General features: G+C 45.4%; 10 protein-coding genes. 5 read left to right on the top strand and 5 right to left on the bottom strand.

Annotated elements, in window-relative coordinates; genetic code table 11:
• From ACTXGE_RS01780 to ACTXGE_RS01790, 3 genes are all read right to left on the bottom strand, one after another.
• Positions 1 to 1,515, bottom strand: a 1,515-nt coding sequence (locus tag ACTXGE_RS01780; protein ID WP_443541496.1) for an ESPR-type extended signal peptide-containing protein, incomplete at its 3' end; no start/stop codon positions are given.
• A gap of 334 nt (positions 1,516 to 1,849) precedes the next feature.
• Positions 1,850 to 3,400, bottom strand: coding sequence for a sensor histidine kinase (locus ACTXGE_RS01785; RefSeq protein ID WP_443541497.1), 1,551 nt, complete (start codon positions 3,398 to 3,400; stop codon positions 1,850 to 1,852).
• The gene (locus ACTXGE_RS01790; RefSeq protein ID WP_435950911.1) at positions 3,400 to 4,086 is read right to left on the bottom strand and encodes a response regulator transcription factor; all 687 of its coding nucleotides are present in this window, start codon (positions 4,084 to 4,086) and stop codon (positions 3,400 to 3,402) included. The genes ACTXGE_RS01785 and ACTXGE_RS01790 overlap by 1 nt, the downstream gene beginning before the upstream one ends.
• Before the next feature lie 208 nt (positions 4,087 to 4,294).
• Between ACTXGE_RS01790 and ACTXGE_RS01795 the strand changes: the two genes are divergently transcribed.
• Positions 4,295 to 4,843, top strand: a complete 549-nt coding sequence (locus ACTXGE_RS01795) for a Spy/CpxP family protein refolding chaperone (protein ID WP_435950910.1) — start codon at positions 4,295 to 4,297, stop codon at positions 4,841 to 4,843.
• A gap of 104 nt (positions 4,844 to 4,947) precedes the next feature.
• Here the strand turns inward: ACTXGE_RS01795 and ACTXGE_RS01800 are convergent, their stop codons facing one another.
• Both ACTXGE_RS01800 and ACTXGE_RS01805 read right to left on the bottom strand, forming a co-directional pair.
• On the bottom strand, positions 4,948 to 6,693 hold the full coding sequence (locus ACTXGE_RS01800) for a hypothetical protein (protein ID WP_443541498.1): 1,746 nt from the start codon (positions 6,691 to 6,693) through the stop codon (positions 4,948 to 4,950).
• A 64-nt stretch (positions 6,694 to 6,757) separates the two neighbouring features.
• Entirely contained in the window at positions 6,758 to 8,758 is a 2,001-nt protein-coding gene (locus ACTXGE_RS01805) for a hypothetical protein (RefSeq protein ID WP_443541499.1), read from the bottom strand.
• A 210-nt stretch (positions 8,759 to 8,968) separates the two neighbouring features.
• Here ACTXGE_RS01805 and ggt point away from each other — a divergent pair, with 210 nt between their 5' ends.
• The 4 genes from ggt to ACTXGE_RS01825 all read left to right on the top strand — a co-directional run bounded on the left by ggt (position 8,969) and on the right by ACTXGE_RS01825 (position 16,203).
• On the top strand, positions 8,969 to 10,831 hold the full coding sequence (ggt, locus tag ACTXGE_RS01810; protein ID WP_443541720.1) for a gamma-glutamyltransferase: 1,863 nt from the start codon (positions 8,969 to 8,971) through the stop codon (positions 10,829 to 10,831).
• A 274-nt stretch (positions 10,832 to 11,105) separates the two neighbouring features.
• On the top strand, positions 11,106 to 14,798 hold the full coding sequence (gene dnaE / locus ACTXGE_RS01815; RefSeq protein WP_443541500.1) for a DNA polymerase III subunit alpha: 3,693 nt from the start codon (positions 11,106 to 11,108) through the stop codon (positions 14,796 to 14,798).
• A 68-nt stretch (positions 14,799 to 14,866) separates the two neighbouring features.
• Entirely contained in the window at positions 14,867 to 15,262 is a 396-nt protein-coding gene (locus ACTXGE_RS01820) for an Hpt domain-containing protein (protein WP_443541501.1), read from the top strand.
• On the top strand, positions 15,262 to 16,203 hold the full coding sequence (locus ACTXGE_RS01825) for an RNA methyltransferase (RefSeq protein WP_443541502.1): 942 nt from the start codon (positions 15,262 to 15,264) through the stop codon (positions 16,201 to 16,203). Before ACTXGE_RS01820 ends, ACTXGE_RS01825 begins: the two co-directional genes overlap by 1 nt.
• The last annotated feature ends 22 nt before the right edge of the window (positions 16,204 to 16,225 follow it).

Consider the following 16,225-nt stretch of genomic DNA (forward strand, 5'->3'; position numbering starts at 1 on the left):
ATTGATGTTGAAGGTTTGACCCAATTCTCGCTTGACGGTATTGCCACTGTCAGCGCCGAAGTTTAGACCGAGGTCTACGACGTTTGAGAGACCTTTTAACTGAGCGACGTTGACCGCATCACTATTATTTTTACCTGCGGCAACTTTGACGATCTGACGATTACCATCGGTATCATTACCGACAGACACTGCACCAAGGGATTCACTTCTAGTTGAAGTAATAATATTTTGATCAGCGAGCGTTGCGCCTGCCGGAACAAAGCCTTCAGTACCTGCGCCTCCTGCGATATTAGCTACTGATTTTGAACCTAGGGCAACACCGTTTACAGCAGAGGCATTTGCACCCGAACCTAACGCTGATGCGCCCTTTTCACTGGCTGTTGCAGCGATACCAAATGCTGAAGATGCGGTACCAGATGCATCTGAGTGTATTCCTACAGCAGTTGCTAGATGACCATTTGAGCGTGATTTAGCACCGATTGCTATAGAGGCTGCGCCAAGTGTTTGAGTATGTCCTGCAAAACGATTATTAGGATCTAATAAATCGCGACCAGCATACTCATTAAAGACAGTATTGACTGTGCCACTATTTAGAGCATCATCAATATCACTACCATCTATATTATATTTTGAAGCCAAATCTAGATCATCGCCACCAATAGCGATAGAGGATGCCCCTATAGACACAACGTTTGCACCAATCGCAATAGATTGTGCACCTTTAGCTATTGTATCTTGACCACTAGAGGCGCTACCAATAGCAATGGTTTGACTACCTATAGCACGGGCGTTTCTCCCCATAGCCATCGCATTTTGACCCGTTGCACCTTCATTCAAGTCATTAGTGCCGCCGTCTGAATTGACACTATAGTACTTCACCTTATTCTCAGCGATACTACTATCAAGCTGACTTACATTCACCGCATCTTTTGGACCAATCCCGTCTTCTACATTAATGATTCTGTTATTGCCGTTGTTTAAACCACTATTGCTGAGTACGACATTGTTGTTAGGATCAATGGCTTTCACCATAATACCGGAGCTATCAACCAGAGTATCCCCTATTTTGAGGCTACCATCCGTACCTAAGTTGACGTCTTCATCAAGCTTTACAGTCAAGGATTTATCGCTACTGTTAGCAGCAACGCTAATATTCTTAGTATTTGAATCGCCAGCTACGGTTTCGCCACCCTGAACTTTTAGTGTCTGGTTTCTATAAGTAGTGCTTATATATACTTTTGGTGTTGCATCATCTCCAGCGAAGTTCATTCCACTAGGGTAGTAATAGTAATAACCATTAGCAGCGGCAGGAATAGTTAACCCAGCTGCCAATAATCCAAGTCCTATAGCACTCAGGCGTAGAGTATTAACAGAAGACAAGCTAGCACTAGTGTTAATACTTGCATTGGCACTCACGCTAGATTTTGATGATTTGCCGCGTGCTTTGGCATACTCAGCAACAGCCGTAAAGCAGCCCAATGCTTCATTCCAGATAACTTTAAAATTGCGGTTCATGATATGTACTCCCTTACATAATGAATAGGTATAAACTCAAACTCATGTTGTAGAGAGTAAAAACGCGGATAGATACAAACTTATTCAAACATCGAAGTCACAAAGCTAGATGTTTAAGTTGCATCACAATTATTACTCTCTTTATATAACAATAAATGAATATAAAGAAGTAATCAATTAATAAATTTGCATTTAACTACCGTTCGTCGGAAAATATGCAATATATTGAATATATATGTAGGCTCTTGTTTAGACTTGACTTTTCATGGAGATTTTAGGGCTACTGGAAGTAAAAACGGAAATATACTTGAGTACAATATATAATATGCCTTGTTTATTTATGACTCTCAAGCGGTAGCACCACCTCCACTACGAGTCCATCTCTACCATCTTGTCGATTGCTCACACTCACCTTACCTTTGTGAGCCGTGACCACCGCCTGTACGATAGCAAGACCAAGACCATAGCCACCCGTTTTGCGGTGTCGAGCAGCATCTAGGCGCACAAAGGGCTGAAAAATACGCTTCAGATCCGCATCGGCAATGCCTCCGCCCTCGTCCATTACGATGATTTTTATCGCAGGTATGCGATTGTCTAATAGCGCCTGTATTATTTGAACGCTTACCGCTGATTTTGACGATGTATGCATAAATGCATTACGAATAATATTTTCAAGCGCGCTATGCAATTGCTCTTGGTTGCCCCTGACGATCGAGGCAAATGTCGGTGGTTGCCATTGCCAGTTGATGTTTTTTTGCTGAAATTCAAAACACACATCCTGCCCAATCTTACTAATAATCTCAGCGATATCGACCTCCTCCTCTACACTATTGCTAGTGTACTGCTGCATCTGTAGCGACTGGATATGAATGATTTGCTCAATCAGCTCGTTCATTCTTGCAGACTCCTTATCGATACGATCAAGATAGCGATGAGCCGTTGGTGCAAAGTCGCGAGTCAGCTCGGTAGCAACCTCAAGGCGTGCGAGCGGCGAGCGTAGCTCGTGCGATATATCACTGAGCATTTGCTTGCGCGCAAGCTCACTCTCTGCAAGACGAGTAGATAATGTGGCGACATCTTTTGCCAGTAATCCTATCTCATCATCGCCCATCTTTGATAAGTTAGGGGATGCTTGATAATCACCATTTGTCATACGGTGTACGCTTAGCTGCACGCGGCGAATACGTTTTGTGAGGGTACGACTAAGCCAAATACAGACCAAGACACCAAACACTAATATCAGTAATAAACGTATGGGAAAATGACCTCGCTGCAAGGCGATAACATCAGCAAAACGCAGCTGCGGGCGCAATTGTATAATGACCGCCTGACCGTCTGGTAAGATCACCTCTTTATCAGCCAGTTCTGGACGCTCGCTACTGTTGGTTATTGCCATATCACTAGGCATTACTGGCTGTAAGATACTAGGTAATATGGAAGGTCTATTGGTAACGTCAGCTTGATTGTGACGGCTATTATCGTGGCCTAAGTCATCATCAGATCTGTTAGATGGTGACAAGGGACTCATAGACTGCTGATGCCCTCGCTCACGTCTTTGCATTTGCTCGCTGCGATCTCTATAGCGCGGGAACAATGTCGCTCCTTGTTCGTCATAGATTCGTATCTGTGACATAAGGGGTCGATCTTGTCGGTACATTTGTCGCACGCTCGCAAGATCGCCTGTCTTGAGTACCTGAGCTACCACTTCACGCTTAACAAGCAAGCGCTCAATTTGGCTATCCATACGGGCATTGAGCGCTTTTTCGTTAAGCGCGCGCTCGAGCACAATGGATAGCACAGAGGTTAGCAAAATGGTCAGTAGCAAACTCAAAAACAGACGCCAGAACAGCGTTATTCTTGGTTTAAATCGAGTAGATGTTGTCATTATAAGACCAGCTGATACCCTTTACCCCGAATCGCTTTAATCGGCTCATCATGGAAGGGTTGAAGTTTTTTGCGCAGGCGTGAGACATGCACATCCAGACTGCGATCAAAGGGTTGTAGTACGCGCTGCAAGACGTGCTCGGACAACCAAGATTTACTGACTACTTCGCCCTTTCGCTTAAGTAGCGCGAGTAACAAATCAAACTCTGTTCCGGTTACTTGTAGCTCCACGCCATCTATCTGGCACAATCGCTGACTTTGATCTAAGTACAGACGGCTCTCAGGTAGCGGCGTGTGATCTAGGACAGGCGTATTCGTACGTTTGATGACTGCATTAATCCGTGCCAAAAGCTCACGAGGATTGCAAGGCTTGGTAATATAGTCATCAGCGCCCAGCTCAAGACCAATAATACGGTCAATCTCCTCGCCTTTTGCAGTTAGCATAATGACAGGGATATCACTGATGGCGGGCAATTGACGTAGCACTGAGAGCCCATCTAGCTTTGGCATCATGATATCTAGTACCAGTAGATCGTAGTTCAAAGCGCTATGGTTTGTCGATCTAAGTTTATGTATGACCGCTTCGCCATCATGAACGCAGTCGCAGTCGATACCATGATTTTGCAAATACTCTTGCAACAACTGCGTCAATTCTTCATCATCATCGCCTAATAGTATTTTTGTCATATTTATCTCCTCATCGCTATACCCTCTATATTATCATCTGTTATGCGCCGCCTGAGTGACAAACGTTACCTTTCTTAATACTTTATAAAGTATCGCAACTTTCGCCTGTCGTATTATAGTTTCAGTCTTATTGTCCTATAAGACGAAATTTTATGTCCGTTGGCTATACTATTTAGTCCTGTATTTATTTAATTATTAAGGAATCACAATGAAAAAATTACTATTAGGCGCCGCACTTGCTACCTCTAGCGTCTTTGCCTTAACAGCTTGTACTAGCGTAGGTGCTAATACCGACACGCCAGCGACCACTCAGATGCAAAAGCAGCATAAAGGCGGCATGAAAGACGGCAGTAGAGGATTTATGTCACAGCTTAATTTGAGCGCAGCGCAGCAAGCACAACTGCAAGCCCTTAAACAAAACAATAAAGACAATCGTATGCAAAATCGCGAGGCGATGCTCAATATATTGACTCCCGAGCAGCGCGCACAACTGGTAACGATGACATCAGAAAAGCAAGGTAAAGGTCATCGCCGCGGGCACCAAATGGACGGTAAAAACAGTCCTTTTGCACAGCTGAATTTGACGACGGCGCAACAAGCGCAAATCAAAGCCATCAGACAGACCAACACAGGTAGTCGTATGCAAAAGCATAATGCGATCATGCAAGTGCTTACCGCCCAGCAGCGTCAGCAGCTAGAGACAATAAAGGCTGATAGAATGGCAAAAGGCGGTCACAGTGGTAACATGCAGAACTAAACGCTAAGTTGAACTTAATTCTAACTTTAAATCAGTCACCAAAAAGCGCATCGTTTAAACGATGCGCTTTTGTTATAAATGGTTAATTTATTAGGTGTTATACCCTAGTCAATACTCTCTAAACGCTCTTGACTCATAGGCAGCATTCTAAATAGCATTTTGCCCAGTGCCGTACCATTACCTTCACGGTAGGACTCTATAAGCTCACGACTATAGTCTCTAATATCGACACTGTTACTAGCGTTAGGCTCTTGGACATCGGCAGGCAAGCTGGGATAGGCAATCGTTTGCGAGGTTATCGGTGCATACTGCTGCAAGACATCAATGGTGATACCTCTAGTTGAGTCTTGCAAGCCCATATCTTGGTTACGCATATGCTGCCACTTAATACGGCCGCGATTATCTAAACCGTATAGCTCTAGAATTGCTGTATTACTGTTTTGTGATGCTATTGCGCTTTCATCGCCTGTTATCTCGCTTTTTATAATAGATAGTATTTGCTGCACGATTGCCTTACTGGTTAATGACTTGCCGCTTGGGTCAAAGACATCACTACCCAATTCGCTATCAGTCACTAAATCTGGGTACTGTGTGGTTATCGTCTCGTACACTATACTCATGTAGTCCTGATAAAACTGCTCATAGCTTGCTGTGCTTTGAGCGCGGCGAATAATCTGCGGCGTTTTTAGCATCGGAGCAAGTTGCGCCGCTGGGTACTTAGGAGACACTGCGCTCAGAGATTGCGGAGTGACATAATCAAACTGGCTCAAAGGCGCTGTCTCAAAAGTGCGATCTAATGCGTCAAAATGACTTTTAATCACTGTTCGACCAAAGTCTTTAGGCAAAGTCCCATCATTAAGCGTGAGCTTAAGCCACTTATTTTGCCACTGCGTACCGAGCTTGTTATCAAATAGCTCAGAGTTGAGCATCGCGATATTGTCCGCCCAAAAGTAGATAGCGCCTTCTTTTGCATCGAAATAAATGGGCTGGTTGATGCTGCTGTGATGATTGCGTCCTTTGTACTGCATGCTACTAAGCATAGTGATCTTGCCTGCGACCGGCTGATAGACGCCTTGCGCATTGATGGATAGAGGCTTTAACAAATAGGCGTCAAGCAACTGAGCATTTCTCACATTTTGCTTCGTGGTTTTATTATCATAATTGTCAAACAGCTCTTGATAATAAGGTGAGACTTTATCATTGCTATCACTGGCTATAGCGCCTCCCTTAATCACCCTACTCTCTGTAACGGTGGCGCCTACATCCTCTACATATGTTGTATCGTCCAGCGCCTTATATGCAGAACTATACTCGGCATCATCGTATTCTTCATAGACATCGCTGTCCTCAAAAGCGGCGCTATTATATTGACTCTCATCCCATGCCCGATAAGCCTCATCACAAGCCAAATAGGACTGCTTAATAGCGCTGCGCTGCGGCGCATAATCCGCCGATTCAATCATTTTTCCTGCGGTCTGGGCCTGCTCTATAAGGGCGGCATAAGCCTTGTCGTGGGTTTCTTCGCAGTGCGCATCTACATATTCTGAGGCGACGAGTTGAGATTCATCTATATTTAAGAACTTCTGCTCATTACTAATCTCAAGGTTACTATGATAAGCAAAGGACTGACGGCGCTGTTTTTGCAGGGCAGCCGCGAGTGCTGTTTTGGCAGCTGCTGGTGTTTGATTAATGGCTACTGTACCTTGACCCCCGCTAGTAGATTGACAGCCAGTCGCTATAATCGCCGTAGATAATGCAGCGCTAAGCATAAGTACTTTTGTGCTGCGTTTTGGATGATCAGACGAGCGTGCTAGTTCGGTGTTGATGTCAGTATTAATATTGCGGTTCATGGCTTTATCCTTAATATTTTTTATCTTGAATACGTTTTAAAACACGAGTTTGTCATGCTTAAAATTAATTATTGTCGTCAACCTCGTATTCATCATTTTCATACTCATAAGGATTTTCCATCGCGTCATAAGCATCGTTATAGTCATATCGAGCATACCTGGCTTGCTCTAGCCGCTCTTTATTGAGCTTAGATTGTTTGAGCCAAGCATTACCATCAATAGCAGACGCAGCGTTAGGACCAAACGACTGCGTAAGTAGTGGCGTGAGCGCATGGTTATTGTAGCTTTGCGCATCATAGCGCGTCTGGTTAAGCACTGTCAGTTTGGCACCAAATAGGTCGCTACCGATATTGGTACGCTGCTGCTTGGCAATTAAGCGATCTGAATGGTTTAGATAATAGTAGTTGGTATGATTAAAGGATATGGGCGCAATAGCTTCTACCAGTTGCAATAGAGCACCGACGTCCGCACTTTGATAGCCTTTGTTATAAACTTCAATCTTGTCAATCGCGGTTTTGAGTAGCGCGCCATCAGGGTATCTATCTGGATGGGCGTCAACGTATGCGCTCAAAGACTGGCTGATATATTTGAGCATACGCCCAATCATCTCGCCGCTTTGCTTACTACCGAAGTACACTTTTACCGCGCTACTCGCCCCTACTTGCTTGGCAAAGGTGTCATCACGAATGTCCACAGCGCTAAAGTATTCAGGGGATATCTCTGCCATGCTCCCTTGTATTCCCGTAATGACAGCGTCATAAATGACAGCAGAGGGCAATTGCGAGGTGATACTCTCAGGCAAACCAAAATCTACCGTGTGCGCTGTCATCTCGTTAGGCGTCGGCGTCTGTTCTGGATTGATAAGCGCCACTACTGGCATGATGGCGGAGGGATCAAGGCTCAAGCGACTATTAGCAAAATCAAGTGCTAAGGGAATCTGTATCGATGAGCTCATCGTAGGCGCGGCGTAGTCATAACTATAGACGCTTTGAATGCGTTTTTGCTCAGGTTTAAATTGACTAACACTGTTAAAAGTTAGGTATCGATATTGATAGGCATTGGTGGCCTTTATTTGTTCTGGAGTACGATGAATACTATCGAGTAGCAGGCCTAACATGCCAGTGGACATAGGTGGTAGTGCGTCAGCCGGTGCTGCAGTTTTTGCTTGTTTTTGCGCTTGCATGACTTCGTATTTACGAAACAAGTCTCTTGGATTTAATTTTGATAAGCCTGAGAGTGCGCCGCCTGTGTCATAATCATCGTCACCCTCTAAGTATGGATCTTGGCTACCATATTGATCGTAGCCATACTCGTCATAACCATATTGATCGAATCCATATCTATCGTAGCCGTCTTGATCATAGCCGTATTCATCATAACCTTCGGTGTCATAATCACTAGCTATCGACTCATAAGCCTCTTCAGCAACGATTACTTTGTTGACATCAGCATCGGCATCGTATTCTTCTAGCGCTCTGGCAGCATCAGTTGCATCCATCGCTGCCTCAATCTCAGCTCTAGCGGAGCTTAGTTTCTCATCATTTAGATTGTAGTCATAGTCGTCATCATTACTATAGTTGCTATCGTCCTCATCTTGCATTTCACTATAAGCGTAAGTCTCAATGATGGTTCTAAGCAGACCCGTCGCGCCCGCATCTATACTATCGGCATCGATAAAAGGTACTGCTTGATAATGCGCTTGCGACACCGACACATGCTCTGTTCCTAGATGTTGGCGTATCGCGGTAAGCAGGCGGGTTTTGGCCTGTGCTTCGCTATTAGGTAGCGTAAATAATTGCTCGTGCTGCTGTTGATTTGCCTGCAAATGCTCATTAAACGCGCGGCTCTGCGCCTGATTTATCGACATGTCTGTCACGCTATAATCTATTAACGCGCCTGTTGTCTGCGGCGCAGTGCTTGGCGTAGATTGACAACCGCTAATAGCAGCAGCGCTACTACCTAATAATGCCGCGTAGCCAATAGTTTGAAACCATGAACGCTGATATAAAGTATAAGAGTGCGGTTGTGAATGTTGCTTCGATTTACTAGGGCGATCTGTAGACATGTATATTCCTTTAATCAAATCAATCAACAATAATTAGTCACATAGTATTGTGGTTATTTATAGCATAAAAGATTACAAATGAGTAATATGAAAGTAACTTTCTTAAATGCATAAAAGGAATTTGCGATGTCATACCTATCTTCTCAAACTCATAGCGAAGTTTTAAGTAATACTTTAAATGCTAAAGGTAGCGTAAATTTAAAATCTGCCATGCTACTGATAAGTAGCTCACTATTTCTGTCTGTATCGGCGCATGCGCTTGAACCCATAGATAGCAAGACTATTAATAACTCATCGATTAACACCAGCGCTATCAATCTTACTATCATGACCGACAATCCTACGATCGTACTTGAGACCAAGAGCATTACCCGAGCGCCCACCAATACACTGATATCCACAACTAACAAAGCTAAAACCGACCAAGCCATCTATTCAGCTGACGCCATTCACCATCCCGTCTGGGCAAAGAATGGCATGGTCGCAACCCAAGAAGCGCTCGCCTCTGATATTGGCTTACAAATTCTAAAAGACGGCGGCAATGCCGTTGATGCTGGGGTCGCGGTTGGCTTTGCTTTGGCCGTGACCCTGCCGCGCGCAGGCAATATTGGCGGCGGCGGCTTTATGATGATTTATGATGCAAAGAAAGGCAAAACGGTCGCGCTCGATTATCGCGAAAAAGCACCAAGCAGTGCCTCACGTGATATGTACTTAGACAGTGATGGCAATGCGGTCAGTGACTTGTCGCGCTTTCATGGATTAGCTGTTGGCGTGCCGGGAACCGTAGCAGGACTATTAAAAGCGCTCGATGACCATGGCACCATGAGCCGCGAGCAAGTGATGGCTCCAGCGATTGCTTTAGCTGAAAATGGTATTGAAGTCACGGCGGGCTTGTCAGAATCACTCACCGCATTAACCGATCGCCTGCAAAAATGGCCGAGTACCAAAAAGGTGTTTTTTAAACCTGATGGCAGCGCGTATCAACCAGGTGAACGCTTAAAGCAGCTAGAGCTTGCTCGCTCTCTGAAATTAATTGCTGCACAAGGTGCTGATGGCTTTTATAAAGGGGAGACGGCACGTAAACTTGTCAAAGCAGTCAATGACGCAGGCGGCAATATGAGCGTACAAGATTTGGCCAATTACGAGGCCATCGCTCGCACGCCAGTCACAGGCGACTACCGTGGTTATGAGATCGTCTCTATGCCGCCGCCCTCCTCTGGCGGTATCCATATCGTACAGATACTCAATATCTTAGAAGGCTATCCGCTGAGTGACTACGGTCAAAACAGCGCACAAACTATACATTTGATGGCGGAGGCGATGCAACTGGCTTATGCCGATCGCGCTGAGTATTTAGGAGATTCAGACTTCGTTGACGTACCAGCGAGCGGCCTCACCTCTCAAGCATATGCTGATAATTTGCGCCGCTTAATTAACCCAAACAAAGCTACGCCAGCGAAGACCATTAAAGCCAATAACCCACTGCCGTACGAGAGTGATCAAACTACGCATTTCTCTATCGTGGATAAAGACGGCAATGCAATCGCCAATACTTATACGCTCAATTTCTCTTATGGCACGGGTCTGGTCGCAGAAGGTACGGGCATATTACTCAATAACGAGATGGATGACTTTTCTGCCAAGCCTGGCACGCCAAATGGTTATGGCTTATTAGGCGGTGATGCTAATGCCGTTGAAGCGGGTAAACGTCCACTATCCTCGATGAGCCCGACGTTAGTATTTAAAGACGACAAACCATATATCGTCACAGGCAGCCCAGGCGGTAGCCGTATCATTACTACTGTCACCCAAATCATCTCCAACGTCATCGATCACGATATGAATATCGCTGAAGCGACTCATGCGCCGCGTATACATGATCAATGGTTGCCTGATGAGATACGAGTAGAGAAGGCGCTAAATATAGATACGGTCAATAAACTTAAATCTATGGGACATACGGTTAGTCCAAAGGCAGCTATGGGCTCAACCCAGTCGATTATGCTCACCCCAAATGGAATATATGGATCCTCTGATCCGCGTATTGTCGATGCGGCAGTGGTTGGGTATTAAAAATTGCCAATTAAAATATGATTAAACGTGCCCTCTATCATCAAAAATGTAGAGGGTTTTTGCTGACGACTTACTCACTTATTTATCCCTCGATAACTAATTAGGCGCCTGTAATCAGTGGCTGTCGACCCTAAATAATGCTATCATTAACGACCACATTTAAAACAAAAAGTTATCAGCACTAATGTATTTTTGTCTTTTAAATATACATTTAAGTCTTTGATAATTATATACTTATTACCTAATTCACTGCTTGCACTTCTAAGAGTCTTCTATGGCATTTGTACACCTTGGCATTCATAGCGAATATTCAATCACTGACTCTATCATCCGTATTAAGCCACTTGTTAAGGCGGCGGCGGCAGACGATCAGCGCGCACTAGCGTTGACTGACTTATCGAACCTGTATGCGACGGTAAAGTTTTATAAAGCCTGCTTGGGTGCGGGCATTAAGCCGATTATCGGTAGCGAGGTCATCATGGATCATGAAGACACGCGCTTAGTGCTGCTCGCGATGAACAATGAAGGCTATCAAAACATCACGCGTATCGTCTCGCTTGGCTTCACGGATGGGCGCAGCGATCCTGCCAATCATGGTACTCCTGTTGTCAAACGTAGTGACATATTGAATCATGCGGCGGGTGTTATTGCACTGTTCACTGAAAAGTCTGACGTCGGGCAGGCGCTCGTTGGCTCCATGCCAGAGCGTGCCGATGAGCTAATCACTGAGTGGCAAAAAAAGTTTGATGATCGGCTATACTTTGCCATCAAACGTACCAACCGCTCAGGCGAGGATACGTTTATCAATGCCGCTATTCATGCAGGCGCAAAGCATAATATTCCTATTATTGCCCATAATGATGTCAGATTTATGGCGCAAGAGGATTTTGATGCTCATGAAGCACGCGTTTGTATTGCAGGCTCTTATGTCCTCGCCGATCAAAGCCGCCCGCAGCTATATTCTGATGAGCAATACCTCAAGACGCAGGCGCAAATGACGCAGCTGTTCGCGGATATTCCACAAGTTATTGACAATACGGTACGCTTAGCGACGCGTTGTAACGTCATCTTAGAGCTTGGTATCAATGTGCTACCTAAATTTCCCGTGCCCGAAGGCGAAACTACAGAGTCGTTTTTTCGCGCAGAGTCACAGCGCGGACTTGAGAGACGCTTAGAGAAGTTATTTCCGATAGATCAGCGCGGTGAAAATTGGGCAGATATTCGTCAAAAATACGATGAGCGCTTGGTATATGAGCTAGATGTTATTTTGTCAATGGGATTCCCAGGCTACTTCTTAATCGTTATGGACTTTATCCGCTGGGCCAAAGCCAATGGCGTCCCTGTTGGACCGGGCCGCGGATCAGGTGCAGGCTCACTAGTCGCTTATGCGCTAAATATCACCGACCTTGACCCTATCCATTATGATCTATTGTTCGAGCGCTTTTTGAACCCAGAGCGGGTCTCGATGCCAGATTTTGATATTGATTTTTGTATCGAAGGTCGCGATCGGGTCATTGATTATGTGGCGCAGACTTATGGCCGTGAAGCGGTCTCGCAGATTATCACCTTTGGTACGATGGCTGCCAAAGCTGTGGTACGAGATGTGGCGCGCGTACAGAGTAAGTCGTACTTTTTGGCCAACAAAATATCAAAACTGATACCCAAAACGCCAGGTATCACGCTAAGTCAAGCGCTCGAGCAAGAGCCGCAGCTCAAAGATCTCATCTCTAATCCTAACAATATGGATTTTGAGGACGCTATCGAGATTTGGGAGATGGCAATTAAGTTAGAAGGCGTGTGCCGAAATGTTGGCAAACACGCAGGCGGGGTATTAATTGCCCCTAATAAAATCACCGACTTTAGCGCCATATACTGCGACGATGATGGCTCGCGGGTGAGTCAATTTGATAAAGACGATGTCGAGGATGTTGGTCTGGTCAAGTTTGACTTTTTAGGCTTGCGCAACCTAACCGTTATCGATGCCGCGGTCAAAAACATCAATCAACGCCGTGTTCGCGAGGGCCTCGATGAGATTATACTAGAAGACTTACCGTTAGATGACGTAAAAGCCTATAAGCTATTGCAAGACGCCAAAACCACAGCGGTGTTTCAGTTAGAGAGTATGGGTATGAAAAAATACCTTGCCAAACTGCAACCAACCAACATCGAAGACGTCATCGCCATGTGTGCGCTGTATCGTCCAGGGCCGCTAGATGCAGGCATGGTAGAGATGTATATCGATCGTAAGCACGGGCGCGAGGAAGTCATCTACGATCATCCCAATCTTGAGCCGATACTTGAGAACACCAATGGCGTTATCGTCTATCAAGAACAAGTCATGCAGATATCACAGGTCATGGCAGGTTATAGTTTGGGCGGCGCCGATATGTTACGCCGTGCTATGGGTAAGAAAAAACCTGAAGAGATGGCCAAGCAGCGTGATATTTTTGTCACCGGTGCCACCGATCAAGGCATTGATGAGGTCACCTCAGGCGGCGTCTTTGATTTGATGGAGAAGTTTGCCGGTTACGGCTTTAACCGCTCGCACTCTGCCGCTTATGGAGTGCTCGCCTATCAGACCGCTTACCTTAAGCAGTACTACCCTGCCGAATTTATGGCAGCGGTACTCACATCCGACATGAACAACACCGACAACGTCGTGTTCTTTATTAATGATTGCCGTGAGAATTTTGGTTTAACAGTGGTCAATCCTTCGGTCAATCGTAGCGCGTGGCATTTTGTCGCCGATACACCGACCAATATCATCTATGGTCTTGGCGCAATCAAAGGCGTCGGCGAAGGCGCAGTTGAGTCTATTGTTAACGCGCGCCGTGCGGATGGCCCGTTTAAAGACCTCTATGACTTTTGTCGCCGCGTTGATATCAAAAAAGTCAATAAACGCACTTTAGAGGCTTTAGTCAGCGCAGGTTGTTTCGATGATTTTGCGGCTACTTTACGACCAGATTTAGCTAGCGATGAGGCTTATGAGATTCGCGGGGCACTGATGAGTCAGTTGCCAAGCGCGGTACAAGCGGCTGAGCAAGACCGCCAAAACAATGAACTTGGCATGATGGACTTGTTTGGTGAGATGGACGGCGTGGTTGCTACGCCTGCGCTCAAAATGACGCCTGATCTCATTTGGGGCGACAAACACCGACTAAAAGCGGAAAAAAACACCTTAGGTCTGTATCTGACAGGTCATCCTATTAATGAGTACCTAGAGGAGCTAAAACGCTACACTTCAGGCACAAGGCTCAATACATTGACTGATACCGGTTATAACGGCAGCTGCTATTTTGCTGGTCTGATAATAGATATGGCAAATTTTGGTAATCGCCATGTCATCACCTTAGATGATGGCACCTCAAGGCTTGAGGTTAGCTGTTATGCCGAGCGCTTTAATCGCGTCAAAGAGCAATTAAAGATTGATGAAGTCGTCATTATCAAAGGCAGTATTCGTGAGCGTGAAGGTCGCCTGTTCGCCCGTCTTGATAATGCCATGAGTATCGTCGATGCTCGCCTGCGCTGGATGAAAAAGATTAGTATCAAAGTTCATGGTAGCGATGTCACCTTGCTAAACCGTTTGCAGCCGTTACTCAAAGCGGCGCAAGCGGATATTATTCCAGCGCCGCGCTTATCCTATGATGAGGATCAAAACGATGGCAACCACCATGATCCGGCTATGAATGGTAGTTTATATGATGAGAACGGTAATGACTTAATGGCGCTTGAGCTGGGCATGAGTCCAGATTCTACTGATCAAAATAGCTTAAACTATGCCAATTTGAGTAATACTGATGACTCAATTAATGACAACTGTTTACCACTTGGTCTGAGCGTCTATGATATCTATGGGATTGCCAACGTGGGCCTATCTGAGCATTGGCGCGTCTATCCTAACGATGACAATCTACAGCAACTAAAGAGCATGATAAACGAAGACAGCTTACATTTTCATTTTAGCTAACGGTTTTTATAGTCAACTTTTATCGTTTAGATTATACTACAGGTTTTAAATTTACTGGATACTCAATCATGGATGACCTATCAAATCTAGCAACTCAAGATGATAATGTCAGCGATTGTCTTAACGAAGAGATTATCGATCACGAACAATTTGAAGACATGCGCGACTTATTAGAAGAAGACTTTGCCGATTTGGTGCAAGTATATTTTACCGATTGTAGAGTGCGTATAGATGCACTACGTACCGCGCTGCAAGCAGATGATAATGCTAACGGTTTTGAGGTTGCTCACGCGTTAAAGGGCGCTAGTGCAAATTTGGGAACCACGCAGCTGGTTACTTTGAGTAGTCAGCTGCAAGAAGCCTGCCGGGCTCGGCGTATTAGTGAGCAAGCCGAACGAATTGAGGCTCTATCAGTGGCGTTAAATCGTGCAGAACTTGAAATAAACAAACGACTGGAGATTTAATGGCTCACGACGCTTTAGCCACAACAGCAGAACTTTCTCCCTTTAGTATAAATGACTATCTTGATTGCGTGCAGGTGGTCATGGTCAACACCACCTTGCCTGCCAATATAGGGTCAGCGGCGCGCGCCATGCATACTATGGGACTATCGCGTCTTAGCGTGGTCGACCCTAAACTGCCAGTAGATGATACCAGTGTATCGCACGCAGCAGGTGGCCATAAGATATTATCATCAGCACGCATTGCCCCAACGCTTGAATCGGCTATAGCGGATTGTCAGCTAGTATTTGCTGCCAGCAGCCGTAGCCGCCACTTGCCGCGCCCCGTAGTCACGCCAACCCAAGCGGCCAAGATCATCTTTCATTTTATTGATCAGCAGTCCTTGGTCACTCCTGATGACCAAAGCCTAGATTCCAAAATCTCTAACCCTGTCACTGCCAAAAATAAGCCTAATATCGCTATACTATTTGGTCGTGAAGACCGCGGCTTGACCAATGAAGAGCTGGCGCACGCAGATTATCATATCCAAATTGACGCCAATCCCGCCTACCCTGTGCTAAACGTCGCATCAGCCGTACAAGTTATTGCTAGTTTTATTTATGCTTACGCACAAAATCATCTTCAGGATAAATCAAAGACACCTGATAGCCTTAGTGATACTGCTAGCCTCAGTGGTGCTGCCAATAGTAACGAGCAAAACGACGCTCATCCGATGCTAGATATTTATCTGCGTCAACAGTGGGATGAGCCTGCTATTAGTCAGCAGCAGTTACAGCAGCTCACCGATCGTATCACTACTTTGATGGTCGATCGCGGCCTTGCTAATAGTGAGCATCTAAGATCGCTACCGCTGAGGCTGTCGCGGCTCGGCGCGCGGTTGCAGCTTGATCAAAAAGAATATCAATTGCTCAGTGCACTCATCGCCAAGCTTGCTAAAGAGTAGCTTGTATCATTTGTTTTTATTT

Origin of the sequence: Psychrobacter sp. T6-4 (genome assembly GCF_052258425.1) — a bacterium.
Classification (GTDB): domain Bacteria; phylum Pseudomonadota; class Gammaproteobacteria; order Pseudomonadales; family Moraxellaceae; genus Psychrobacter.